We start from the raw sequence: 12,245 nt of genomic DNA, 5'->3' as shown, positions 1-12,245 counted from the left end.
ATCACCCGAGTGCGGTGCTGCCTCGCCACGCGGCCCCCGCTGACGAGGCGCAGTCACCCGCGGCGAGGGATGTGGCGGGGCCGGGTCGGCAGCAGGCTCGCGGGCATGGGCCCCATCGAACTGCTCGTGATCGAGTTCCCCGGAAGCAAGTTCACCGGCGGGATGATGCCCGAGCTGCGCAGACTCGTGGAGTCACGCACCATCACGGTCATCGACGGCCTGCTGGTGCGCAAGGACGACAAGGGCAAGGCCTCCTTCGCCGAGTTCTCCGAGCTCGGTGAAGCACACGACGCCGCACCGCTGCTGGAGATCCTGGACCACGCCGAGGGCCTGGTCTCCGACGAGGACATCGCGGAGCTGACCGAATCCCTGCCCCCTGGGGACTCCGCCGCGATCCTGGTGTTCGAGCACACCTGGGCCCTGCCGCTGCGCCAGGCCGTGGTCGCGTCGGGGGGTGTGCTCGCCGCGAGCCTCCGGATCCCGGGCGCCGTCGTCGACGAGGTTCTCGCAACGGTCCCGGACCAGCCCTGACGGCGACTACATCTCAGGAGAGATCATGCGTGGACGGATCGGCCGCCCCGGGCTGCTGGGGACCATGGCCAGGACGGCCGTCATCGCCGGCACCGCCACGGCGGTGTCGGGAGGGGTGCGCCGCCGGGCCGACGCCAGGGCGCAGGCCCAACAGGACCAGCAGGCGACCCAGGCCGACCAGGCCTCCGCTCAGGCCGAGCTCGCGAGTACGCCCGCGGCGCCTCCCACGCCCGCTCCCGCAGGAGGCGGGGACGACCTCATGTCGCAGCTGCAGCGCCTGGCCGACATGAAGACGGCCGGGGTGCTCGACGACGCGGAGTTCGCGGCCGCGAAGGCGAAGCTCCTCGGGAGCTGAGCCCGAAGCCCTGGGCGCCACCCCGCAGGCCGGCGGAGAGCAGCTGGTGACCCCACCGCCGTCCGCCTCGTGCACATTTGCGCCGTTCGTCCCCGGAAATGCCGGTGCCGGCCGACGAACGTGAGTAGGAATCAGCGGATCGGGTATCCCGACTGTTCCGACGACAGGAGTGGAAATGGCGATCACCGGCATCATCTCTGCCATCATTGTCGGGCTCATCATCGGCGCCCTCGGGCGCCTGGTCGTGCCCGGCCGTCAGCCGATTCCCATCTGGCTGACGATCGTCATCGGCATCATCGCCGCCTTCATCGGTGGCTTCATCGCCGCGGCCTTCGGCTACAGCAACGCCAACGGCGGCATCCCGTGGATACAGATCATTCTGCAGGTCGTCGTGGCGGCGGTCGGCGTGGCGATCGCGGTGGGGGCGTACAGCCGCCGCGGTGTGAGCCATTAGCCCTGTTGTCCCAGCGGCCGCCCGGGTCCCGTGCGGCCCCGGCGACCGCTCGACGGGCTCCCGCGCCGCTGTCGGGCGGGAGCCCGTCGACACGGCCCTGGGCCGTCCGGCGTAAAGAAGCCCGGCCAACGCGCATTCCGCCTGCAGGAGTGCCCGCTATCGTCGGCGGTACTCTTTCCGCGTACGTGACCGCACCAATCGTCTCTGGGTCGCGAGGCCGACCCGCGAGTACACGTCCAATCTGCACACGGCGTGAAGCGCCTTCCCAGGAAAGGACGAGACGATGACGTCGACCCCGGATGATGCCGCAACGAACGACACGGCCGCCGGCCGGGCCGCGGATACCACAGAGATTCTGCGCGGCCTTGCGACGACCATCGGGCTGCTGCCACAAGCGCCGTCGCCCGACGGCGAGGAGCCGCCAGAGGGCGCGATCTCGCTGCCCGTCATCGAGCATGACGGCAGGCGCTACGTCCCCGTCTTCACCTCGGTGGAGGCGCTGCAGTCGGCGGGGGCGGAGGTAGGCACCGCGATTCGCATCCCCATCGCGCAGCTCGCCGCGAACTGGCCGTCGGACGACATCTGGCTGGCGGTCAACCCCACGAGCGAGGACGGCATCGGGCTGCCGCCCGATCTGGTGCGGACCCTGCCCGCGTTCACCGGTACCCCCGGCGGAAACGGACAGGCTCCGCCGGACTGACCAGGCCGCGTCAGCCGACGTGGACGTGCGGGCGGTGCGACCTGTCGGGTTCGGCCTCCCGCAGCACCTCGCGGGTGATCGGGGCCACCTCGCCCTGACCGAACATCAGGAATCGGGCGAAGTGTGTGATCGGGTTTCCCTCGGTCCACTCGAAGTAGATGTGCGGGCGCCGCCCCGTGCGGTCTCGCAGGTGCAGCAGTAGCGCCGCGAGCGCATTCGGGACCGCGGCGCTCTCGAGCGCGAGCACGCGGTAGCAGCCGTGCATGAGCTCGCCGCGGACGTCGAGCTCCGTCTCGAACTCCGACGGGTCCCGCAGCGTGATCTCGACGAAGAGCACGTCGGCGCTCGCCGGGATGTCATGGTCCTGCCGGATCTCCTCCAGCTTCTCCTCGTACTCGGCCACGTCCCGGCTGTTCGGCTCGTTGGCGATGAGCCGCAGCGTCCCGCCGGTGCCGTTGTCGAGGAAGCCGGCTGCCACCTCGTCGAGGCTCACCGCCGTGACGCGCAGCTCGAAAGCGCGCAGGAGCCTGGAGAGGATCGAGATGAGCAGGATCGCGGCGATGAAGCAGGCCCCGATCTTGACGCCATCCGGGCGCTCGATGACGTTGGCCAGCGTCGTGTAGACGAAGATCGCGGAGATGACGCCGAAGGCGATCGTCCAGCCGCGCTGGCGGGCCCGGCGGGCGGCGATGGTGACCGCCACCGCGGCCGAGGTGATCAGGACCAGCACACCGGTGGCGTAGGCGCCGCCCTGCGCGTTCACGTCGGCGTCGAAGAGCCACGTGACGAGGAAGGCCACGGCGGTGAACACCAGCACCATCGGGCGCACCGCACGAGCCCAGTGCGGAGCCATCCCGTAGCGAGGAAGGTAGCGGGGGAAGAGGTTGAGCAGGCCTGCCATCGCCGAGGCCCCGGCGAACCACAGGATGGCGATGGTGGACAGGTCGTAAAGGGTGCCGAACCCGTCGCCCAGATACGCGTGGGCGAGGTAGGCGAGGGCGCGTCCGTAGGCCTGACCGCCCGGCTCGAACTCGGCGTGCGGGATGAGCAGCGTGGTGACGACGCTGCTGGTGACCAGGAAGACGCTCATGATGATGGCCGCGGTGGTCATCAGCTTCGTGGCGCCCCGGATGCGGCCGCGCGGGCGCTCCTCGGTGTCGGTCGGGTCGCCCTGGATGTGCGGCATGACGGCCACGCCCGTCTCGAACCCGGACAGTCCCAGAGCGAGCTTCGGGAACACGAGCAGCGCCAGGCCCACCACGAGCAGCGGGTTGCTGTGCTGGGTCGTCAGTGCCGCGGTCCACTCCCCGACGACGGCGGGCGCGCTGACCACGTGCCAGATCGCGACCGCCACGACGACGGCGTTGAGCGCGAGATAGGCCACGACGAGGACGACCGCGACCCCCATCGCCTCGGTGAAACCCTTGAGGAACACGGCACCCAGCAGAGCGATGAGCACGAGCGTGATCACGACCTCGTGTCCCTGTAGCGCGCTCGGCACGTGAGGGTTCTCGACGAGATGCTCGGTGGCATCCGCCGTGGACAGCGTGACCGTGATCAGGAAGTCGGTGGCCGCAAAGCCGAGCAGCACCAGGACGAACAGCTTGCCCTGCCAGAACGTGAGCAACCGCTCGAGCATCGCGACCGACCCTGCCCCGTGCGGGCTCTCCGCCGCGACCCGCCGATAGACCGGGAGCGCTCCGGCGAGGGTCACGAGGACCAGCACCACCGTCGCCACCGGCGACAGCAACCCCGCGGCCAGCGCGGCGATGCCCGGCTGGTAGCCCAGCGTCGAGAAGTAGTCCAGCCCGGTGAGGCACATGACCTTCCACCACGGGTGGCGAACGTGTTCGGGGCTCGGCCGGGCGTGCGGTCCCATCTGCTGGCTCGGGCGCTCGACGAGGCCTTCGAGGAGCCAGGCGCGAAAGCGCTTTCGCGGCTGGGCCGCCGGGGAATCCGGACCGGTGATCGTCGCCACCTGGCTCTCCTTCTCGCGTGCTCGGGCACCAGCCAGTGACCCCGTACCCGTGACCGGCATTCGGACGCAGGCGCCTACCGCGGCTCGCAAACCGGGACTGCGGAACGATCGCCGCTGAGATCGGTGAGCCGGGCCGGGAGCGGCGCCGACGGCGTCACATGGCTGGTGCGGAGTCACGCGCTGCCGTGGGGGCGGCTTCGCGCCCGCCGCAGTCATACCGCGGGTGCACGTGGCACGTCGCTGCTGATTCGGGCGCCGCTCGGTCCGACCTCGGTGACCGGACGGGCAGGCGGGACGTCCGGAATCAGAGTCAGAGGTGCACGCTCGGCCGACCTCGCCCGCACAGGCGGACGTCGGTAGTGCCAGGTGATCGCCGGAATCGCCTAGCAGTGCATGATCTGGCCGCGGACAATCGAGATATTCGGGACCGCGGCCGCCGGCTCGTCGCTCGAGTCGGCGGGTGGCGGAGCCGCTGTCGTCACACCCGATGCGACGCCCGGTCCGACGATCGGGAAAGAGTTCTTCTCCTGGCGAGAAGTTCCTCAACTCATCCGGTGGCCGTCACCGCACCGGCCACGAGTGTCAGCGGCAGTCGAGGTGCTCGTCGCTGGGTACGTCGGGAGGGAGGAACGAGCCCCTCAGCAGCCAACACCCGCGCACTTTGATCCAGCGCATCTCGTTGTGGCTCGACTGCACGAGCGCACTCGGCGCCGGCATGTCGAGATCCTCGTCGAACGGCCACGGGCGGATCCACCAGGCTCTTACTCCGGATACGCCGGGTGCATTCGGTGTGGGCGTCGGGGAACAAGGTCTTCGCGGCTGTGATCCCGTTCGCCGCGACGCTGATCGTCCTCCTGGCCGGGGGCCGCGCCGCGCATTGCGGGCGAGCTCCACGAGTCTGTGGATGACGGCTGTGCTGCTCATTGCGACCTTCCCGACGGGACTCATGATGTGGGGGCACGATGGATCACCGGCCTGACGTCGGATGTCGTTGTCCGCGAGTGTGCTGCGACGACCGGGGAGAACCGGATTTGTTAGGTGGCCGACGACCGTTCAAGGGTGTTCCGTGCTCGGCTGACAGCGCTGGCCGATGGTCGACAACCATACTGGAGCGAAGTAGTCATGTCGATTGTGAAGCGCGCAGTCTCGTTGTCGAAGTGCTGGGGATCGGTGACAGGGAAGTCTCTATTCATTACACCAATGTGCTGAAACGATTCGAGCATGGAAACTGCTATGAGTAATGGTGACAGCGAGCCGCCGGAGGTGCGGTCGGCCGAGCAGTGGAAACGGTACGCCGCAGGCTCATGTGCGGCGAACTCGACCGCTACCCGGCATATGGCGCCCGATCGGGTCGGCTTCGGCTCATTCCATGCCTGAATTTTTTCGGTTCTCGAAGGTGTCGGGGCCGGCTGCACCGGTCCGCGGGTCGCCGACGTCGGTGCTCGGTCGTGAACGGCGGCCCGGTGTCGGGTCGGTGGCCGGCCCATGGACAAACGGACACGAAGAGGTTTTCGTATCCGAAAAGAGATGGGAACGGCCGTGGCTCGCTTGTGACGTCGATCGCAACGGTGATCCGTCGAGGCCGTTCATCCGAAACTCCATGCGAACCGTTCCATCGCTGCTGAGGACCCTGCGTGCCCGAGAATCAGGAGTTACCCCGTCTGGACGTCGTCGGCCGTCCCGTCGCCGCCCCGCCCGGGGTGGTCTTGGTGCTGCACGGCGGCCGGTCGAGGAGTCGCGAGAGCGGCGAGCGCAAGAGGTTGACGTATGCGCGGATGCTGCCGTTCGCGTGGACGCTCGCGGCGGCGGGTCCCACGGTGTACCTGCTTCGCTACCGCTACCGGGGCTGGAACGCACCGTTCAAGGACCCCGCGCTCGACGCCGACTGGGCGTTGGGCGAGATCGCAAGGCGGCATGCCGGCGTCCCGGTGGTGCTGGTCGGGCACTCGATGGGAGGGCGCGCGGCGCTGACGGCTGGGGGCGCGCCGAATGTGGTGGCGGTGTGTGCCCTTGCGCCGTGGCTCGACGACTCCGACCCGGTCGAGCAGCTCGCCGGGCGGACGGTGCTGATCGCGCACGGCGACCGGGAGCGCTACACCGACCCCGCCGAGTCCTACGCCTACGCGGTGCGTGCCAAGCACGTGACCGGCCGGACGGCGCGCTTCGAACTGCCGGGCGCCGGTCACTACATGCTCCTCCGCGCCCGCGCGTGGCAGTCGCTGGTGCGCCGGTTCGTGCTCGGGTCACTCGGCATCGAACCGGAGGACCCCGTGATCACGAACGCTCTGCGACAACCCGCTCCCGGCGGCCTCCGCACCGTGGTTCCCGTCTCCCCGCGATGACCTGGAGTCGATCATGATCCTCGCTTCCGACACCCGTCCTCGCTCCACCGGAGACGGACGATGAGCCGGCCCACCGCCGCGGTGATCGGCTCCGGCATCGCCGGGTTGACCGCTGCCTACCTGCTGCAGCGCCGATACGAGGTCACGCTCTTCGAGGCCGACGGGCGCCTGGGCGGGCACGCGCACACCCACGAGGTGGTCAGCTCCGACGGCGCCACGGCGTTCGTCGACTCCGGATTCATCGTCCACAACGAACGCACCTACCCGAACCTGATCCGGTTGTTCGGCGAGCTCGGGGTGGCGACCCAGGCCTCGGACATGTCGATGAGCGTGCGTTGTCAGGGCTGCGGCCTGGAGTACGCGGGTGCTCGTGGGCTGGGCGGGCTCTTCCCGCAGGCCGCCAACTTCACCCGGCCCGCCTACGGCCGGATGCTCGCCGAGGTTCTGCGGTTCCATCGGCACGCGCGGCGCCTGCTGGCGGACGAGCGGGCGGGTGACGTGCCGCTCGGTGCGTTCCTCGCGGTCGGCGGCTACTCGCGCTACTTCACCGAGCACTTCCTCCTTCCCGTGGTCAGCGCGGTGTGGTCGGCGGGTGAGCAGGTCTCGCTCGCCTACCCGGCGCGCTACCTCTTCACGTTCCTCGACCACCACGGGCTGCTGTCGGTGGGCGGGTCGCCGCAGTGGCGCACGGTCGTCGGGGGTTCGCGCAGCTACGTGGAGCAGGTGGCGAAGAACCTCGGCGCGGTCCGGGTCGCGACGCCGATCCGGGCGCTCGTGCGTGCCGGCGACGGGGTCGAGATCCGAGACCATGCCGACGTCGTCCACCGGCCGGACCGGGTTGTCGTCGCAACCCACCCCGACCAGGCCCTCGCGCTGCTGGCCGAACCGACCACGGCCGAGCGGGCCGTTCTCGGGGCGTTCACCTACTCGTGCAACCAGACGTGGCTGCACTCCGACACCTCGGTGCTGCCCCGGCGGCGCGGTGCGCGGGCCTCGTGGAACTACCTGAAGCCCGAGTGCTCCTCCACTGGCGCGCCGGTGCTGGTCAGCTACGACATGAACCGGCTGCAGCGTCTCACCGAGCCCGATGACTACGTCGTCACCCTCAACGGCGCCGACAGGATCGACCCGGACCGCGTGATCGCACGGATGACCTACGAGCACCCGGTCTACACGCCGGAGTCACTGGCCGCGCAACGCCGGCTGCCGCAGCTCGACGACGGTCGTCTCGCCTTCGCCGGCGCCTACCACGGCTGGGGTTTCCACGAGGACGGGTGCGCTGCGGGCGTGCGCGCGGCCGCGGCGCTGGGTGTGGAGTGGTGAACAGCGCGACCCGACCGGCAGCCGCCGGCACGCCGGCGACCTGCCTGGTGCCTGCGCTCTACGAGGCGAGCGTGCGCCACGTCCGCAGGCAGCGGATGGAACGCTCCTTCCGGCACGGCATCTATCTGTGGCTGATCGACGTCGACGCGCTGCCCGAACTGCCGCTCTGGCTGCGGCCGTTCGCTCGCTTCAGCGCCCGAGATCACCTCGGAGACCCTCGGCGTTCGATCCGGCAGAACCTGGATGCCTTCCTGGCCCTGCACGATGTCGACCTGCGCGGCGGGCAGGTGCTGATGCTGACGAACGCCAGGGTGCTCGGTTACGTGTTCAACCCGATCTCCGTCTACTGGTGCCACCAGCCCGACGGCGCGCTCGAGTGCGTGGTGGCCGAGGTGCACAACACCTACGGGCAGCGGCACTGCTATCTGCTTCGACCCGACGCCGCGGGCCGGGCGAGCACCGTCAAGGACTTCTACGTCTCGCCGTTCCTGTCGGTCGACGGGCACTACTCGATGTCCCTGCCGGTGCCCGGCGAGCGGCTGGCGGTGTCGGTGTCGCTGCGTCAGCAGGGCAGCACTGCCCTCGCCGCCACCCTGACCGGTGTCCGCAGGCCGGCCACCTCGGCGTCGCTGGTTCGGATGCTGCTGCGCAGGCCTCTCGTCACGCACCGGATCACGGCGCTGATCCGCCGCCACGGGATCGCCCTGTGGCTGCGCAGGCTGCCCGTGGTCTCCCGACCCGAGCACGATCCTCAGGAGGGCGTCCAGTGATCGTTGATCCCATGAGCAGGTCCCGGGCGCACCGCGCACCCGATACCGCCATCCGCCGGACCAGGAACGTGCCGAGGCCGAACGAGGGCGTGTGGCCCGGTCTCGCGACCCCACCACACGCGCCGATGAGGGCGCTGGTGGCGGAGATGCTCTTCAGGCGCGCGGTGCGGTCCGTGCCGGTCCGCGTGGTCTTCCCGGGCGGGAAACGGATCGGGGCGGGCGGGAGCGACTCCCCGGTGATGCGGATCGTGCGGCCCGAGGCGTTCTTCCATCGGCTCGGCGCCGGATCGAAGATCGGGTTCGGGGAGTCGTACATGGTCGGGGACTGGACCTGCACCCGCCCGGCCGACCTGTTGACGCCGTTCGCCGCGCAGCTGTCCACATTGATCCCCCCGGCCCTGCAGCGCATCGGGCGTCGCATCGCCGAGGCCAGGCGCCCGCGCGCCGAGATGAACACGGTCGACGGTGCCCGGGAGAACATCCACCGCCACTACGACCTGTCCAACGAGCTGTTCGGCGTCTTCCTCGACGAGACGATGTCCTACTCGGCGGCCTGGTTCGCCGACGGCAGCGACGACCTCGCCGACGCCCAGCGCCGCAAGATCGACGCAGTGCTCGACCTGGCCGGGGTGAGGTCCGGGATGCACGTCCTGGAGATCGGCACCGGCTGGGGTGGGCTCGCCATCCGCGCGGCACAGCGCGGGGCCCGGGTCACCACCATGACGATCTCCGCCGAGCAGGCGCGCCTGGCCGAGGAACGGATCGACGCCGCGGGCACGGCCGACCGGGTGCAGGTGCTGCTGCGCGACTACCGCGAGGCGCGGGGCAGCTACGACGCCGTGGTCAGCGTCGAGATGGTGGAGGCGGTGGGCGCGCAGTACTGGCCCACCTACTTCGCGGCGCTGGACCGGCTGCTGCGCCCGGGCGGGCGCGTCGGGCTGCAGGCGATCACCATGCCGCACGACCGCATGCTCGTGACGCAGAACGACTACACGTGGATCTCCAAGTACGTCTTCCCGGGCGGGTTGATCCCCTCGGTGGAGGCGATCGAGCAGAACCTGCGCGACCACACCGGCCTGCGGGTCGTCGAGCGCCGCAGCCTCGGCCCCGACTACGCCCGCACGCTGGAGCACTGGCGCACCACGTTCCTGACCCGCTGGGAGTCCGTGGCCGCGCTCGGGTTCGACGAGACCTTCCGCCGGATGTGGGAGTTCTACCTCGCCTACTGCGAGGCCGGGTTCCGCGTCGGCTACCTCGACGTATTCCAGTTCTCGCTACAGCGCCGCTGACGTCCGTCCTCCCCACTCCAGGAGAAACCCATGCCCCGTGCCGTGGCCCCGCAGCTCGCCGGACTCGTCGAGCGCCTGATCGGCGGGCCGTTGCCGATCCGCCTCCGCGCCTGGGACGGCACCGAAGCCGGTCCCGTCGACGACCCGGACGCGCCCGTCGCGGTCGTCCGGCACCGCCGGGCGTTGCGGCGGCTGTTGTGGAACCCCGGCGAGCTGGGCCTGGCCCGGGCGTTCGTGGCGGGTGAGCTCGAGGTGGACGGCGACATCGCCGAGGGGCTCTCCCGGTTCTGGAAGCTCGCGGAGACCCAGGGCCTTGCCGGGATGCGGCTCAGCCGCGCCGACATCGTGGACGCCGTCGGCGTCGCGGCCGGGCTCCGGGCGATCGGCCCGCGCCCGAAGCCCCCGGCGTCCGAGGCCCGGCTCTCCGGCCGTCTGCACACCCGCCGCCGCGACCGTGCCGCGATCGCGCACCACTACGACCTGTCGAACGAGTTCTACGAGTTCCTGCTCGACCCGCAGATGGCGTACTCCTGCGGCTACTGGACCCAGGAGGACTCGCCGACCTACGGCCTGGTCGACGCCCAGCGCGACAAGCTGGACCTGATCTGCCGCAAGCTCGGCCTGGCGCCGGGGACGCGCCTGCTCGACGTCGGGTGCGGGTGGGCCTCCCTGCTGATCCATGCCGCGCAGCACTACGGGGTGCGCGCCGTGGGCGTCACGCTCTCCGCGCAGCAGCAGTCCTACGGGCTCGCGCGCGTGCGCGACCTCGGGCTGACCGACCAGGTCGAGATCCGCATGCAGGACTACCGCGCGATCTCCACCGGATCCGGCTCGGACCCCTTCGACGCTATCGCCTCCATCGAGATGGGCGAGCACGTCGGGCAGGACAACTACCCGGTCTACGCCGCCACCCTGCACACGCTGCTGCGGCCCAAGGGCCGGCTGCTCGTGCAGCAGATGTCGCGTGGGGCGTCGGGCCGCAACAGCGCGCCGGGCGGCGGTCCGTTCATGGAGCGCTACGTCGCCCCGGACATGCACATGCGCCCCCTCGGCTCCACACTGGACATGCTCGAAGCAGCCGGTCTCGAGGTCGTCGACGTCCACTCGCTGCGCGAGCACTACGTCTGGACCGTGCGACCGTGGCTCGCGACCCTGCAGGAACGCAAGGCCGAAGCGGTCGCCCTGATCGGTGAGGAGCAGTACCGGGTCTGGCTGCTGTACCTCGCAGGGGCAGCTCTGGCATTCGAGGAGAACCGGATGGGTGTGCACCAGATCCTCATGGTGCGTCCCGGCACCAGGGGCAGCACCGGCCTCCCGCGGCGCAGGCAGGCCGTGCTCGGCATGGAGTCCGCTGCCCCGGTGGCGGACAACGGCGCGGTGAACGGCCATCGCGCTGTCGCGAGGCCCGCATGACGGCCTACCCGTGGAGCGCGGCCCTCACCAACTTCGCGGTCACCGCGATCGTCGTCGCGGTGGTGTTCGCCGTGGCGCTCGTCGTCGCCGTGGTCGTGCGGGGCGGGCGGCACGACGGGATCGACGTCGTGTGGGGCGGCGGTTTCGCGATCGTCGCGGTCACCACGCTGCTGCTGTCCGCCGGTGACGGCGATGCGTGGCGCCGATGGCTCATCACCGTGCTGACCTGCGTGTGGGGGCTGCGGCTGGCGTGGCACATCGGTCGTCGCAACCACGGCAGGCCCGAGGATCCCCGGTACGCCGACATCATCTCCGCAGCCAGGGGCAACCCCACGCTGCACATGGTCCGCAAGGTCTATCTGCTGCAGGCCGTAATCCTGTGGATCGTGTCGCTGCCGGTCCAGCTCGGCCAGTACGGGTTCGCCTCCGGCGCCCTCTCGGTCGTCGTGACGGTGCTGGGGGTGGTGCTGTGGGCCACCGGCTTCACGTTCGAGACGGTGGGGGACGCCCAACTCGCCGCCTTCCGTGCCGATCCCGCGAACCGGGGCCAGGTCATGGACCGTGGCCTGTGGCGCTACACCCGCCACCCGAACTACTTCGGCGACGCGGCTGTCTGGTGGGGCCTGACCGTGCTGGCCCTGCACCACTACGCCGGCCTCATCGGGCTCGTGGGCACCGCGCTGATGACGTGGCTGCTGGTGAAGGGGACCGGCAAGAAACTGCTCGAGTCGACGATCGGCGAGCGCCGCCCCGGCTACGCCGACTACGTGCGCCGCACCAGCGGGTTCATCCCGATGCCACCGCGCAGGGCGAGGGCGTGAACCGATCATATTCGCGAGGGGTGTGACAGTACCTCGGAAACCGCTACCCGTGGCCGAAGGTTCCTCCGGTTGTCCACCCCGGAGTAATACCTGGTCGTGCGGGAGTAACGCGGTTGCGGAGAGTCCTGAATCTTCGCCAGGCGGGTGACCCGTCACGCTCCGTTCAGGTGGTTCCGAGCGGAACCCGCAACGGTCACCCCGTCTCTTTCCGAGTCATGTATTCGAACTGGCGGCGACGTCACCTCAAACGGAGACGTCGCAATTTGTGC

The 12,245-nt window shown here is 70.0% G+C and carries 12 protein-coding genes; 10 read left to right on the top strand and 2 right to left on the bottom strand.

Annotated features, from left to right (window positions below):
* The first annotated feature begins 105 nt into the window (after positions 1-105).
* The 4 genes from MMF94_RS04175 to MMF94_RS04160 all read left to right on the top strand — a co-directional run bounded on the left by MMF94_RS04175 (position 106) and on the right by MMF94_RS04160 (position 2,040).
* Complete coding sequence (locus MMF94_RS04175) at positions 106-531, top strand: DUF6325 family protein (protein ID WP_241034894.1); 426 nt, start codon at positions 106-108, stop codon at positions 529-531.
* Between the two features lie 25 nt (positions 532-556).
* Positions 557-886, top strand: coding sequence for an SHOCT domain-containing protein (locus MMF94_RS04170; protein ID WP_241034893.1), 330 nt, complete (start codon positions 557-559; stop codon positions 884-886).
* A gap of 175 nt (positions 887-1,061) precedes the next feature.
* Entirely contained in the window at positions 1,062-1,340 is a 279-nt protein-coding gene (locus MMF94_RS04165) for a GlsB/YeaQ/YmgE family stress response membrane protein (RefSeq protein WP_241034892.1), read from the top strand.
* Positions 1,341-1,623: 283 nt separating this feature from the next.
* The gene (locus MMF94_RS04160; protein ID WP_241034891.1) at positions 1,624-2,040 is read left to right on the top strand and encodes an SseB family protein; all 417 of its coding nucleotides are present in this window, start codon (positions 1,624-1,626) and stop codon (positions 2,038-2,040) included.
* Positions 2,041-2,050: 10 nt separating this feature from the next.
* Here the strand turns inward: MMF94_RS04160 and MMF94_RS04155 are convergent, their stop codons facing one another.
* Both MMF94_RS04155 and MMF94_RS43250 read right to left on the bottom strand, forming a co-directional pair.
* Positions 2,051-4,018: an APC family permease gene (locus tag MMF94_RS04155; RefSeq protein ID WP_241034890.1), complete on the bottom strand. Its 1,968-nt coding sequence runs from the start codon at positions 4,016-4,018 to the stop codon at positions 2,051-2,053.
* 582 nt (positions 4,019-4,600) lie between these two features.
* The gene (locus tag MMF94_RS43250) at positions 4,601-4,735 is read right to left on the bottom strand and encodes a hypothetical protein (RefSeq protein WP_277398643.1); all 135 of its coding nucleotides are present in this window, start codon (positions 4,733-4,735) and stop codon (positions 4,601-4,603) included.
* Positions 4,736-5,652: 917 nt separating this feature from the next.
* Between MMF94_RS43250 and MMF94_RS04150 the strand changes: the two genes are divergently transcribed.
* From MMF94_RS04150 to MMF94_RS04125, 6 genes are read left to right on the top strand one after another with little or no spacing between them, the layout of a single operon-like run.
* Complete coding sequence (locus tag MMF94_RS04150) at positions 5,653-6,360, top strand: alpha/beta hydrolase (protein ID WP_241034889.1); 708 nt, start codon at positions 5,653-5,655, stop codon at positions 6,358-6,360.
* A gap of 60 nt (positions 6,361-6,420) precedes the next feature.
* The gene (locus MMF94_RS04145; RefSeq protein ID WP_241034888.1) at positions 6,421-7,683 is read left to right on the top strand and encodes an NAD(P)/FAD-dependent oxidoreductase; all 1,263 of its coding nucleotides are present in this window, start codon (positions 6,421-6,423) and stop codon (positions 7,681-7,683) included.
* Positions 7,680-8,453 carry a DUF1365 domain-containing protein gene (locus MMF94_RS04140; protein ID WP_277398642.1) on the top strand — a complete coding sequence of 258 codons (774 nt, stop codon included), beginning with the start codon at positions 7,680-7,682 and terminating at the stop codon, positions 8,451-8,453. Before MMF94_RS04145 ends, MMF94_RS04140 begins: the two co-directional genes overlap by 4 nt.
* Positions 8,454-8,464: 11 nt before the next feature.
* Positions 8,465-9,742, top strand: coding sequence for an SAM-dependent methyltransferase (locus MMF94_RS04135; protein WP_241034887.1), 1,278 nt, complete (start codon positions 8,465-8,467; stop codon positions 9,740-9,742).
* Between the two features lie 30 nt (positions 9,743-9,772).
* Positions 9,773-11,155 (top strand): SAM-dependent methyltransferase, encoded by a 1,383-nt coding sequence (locus MMF94_RS04130; RefSeq protein WP_241034886.1) that lies wholly within the window; start codon positions 9,773-9,775, stop codon positions 11,153-11,155.
* Positions 11,152-11,976 (top strand): DUF1295 domain-containing protein, encoded by an 825-nt coding sequence (locus MMF94_RS04125; RefSeq protein ID WP_241034885.1) that lies wholly within the window; start codon positions 11,152-11,154, stop codon positions 11,974-11,976. Before MMF94_RS04130 ends, MMF94_RS04125 begins: the two co-directional genes overlap by 4 nt.
* Positions 11,977-12,245 lie beyond the last annotated feature (269 nt).

This window comes from Pseudonocardia alaniniphila (assembly GCF_022524485.1).
Classification (GTDB): domain Bacteria; phylum Actinomycetota; class Actinomycetes; order Mycobacteriales; family Pseudonocardiaceae; genus Pseudonocardia; species Pseudonocardia alaniniphila.
Note: the sequence above shows the minus strand (reverse complement) of the source record. Positions and strands in the feature narration are given on the sequence as shown.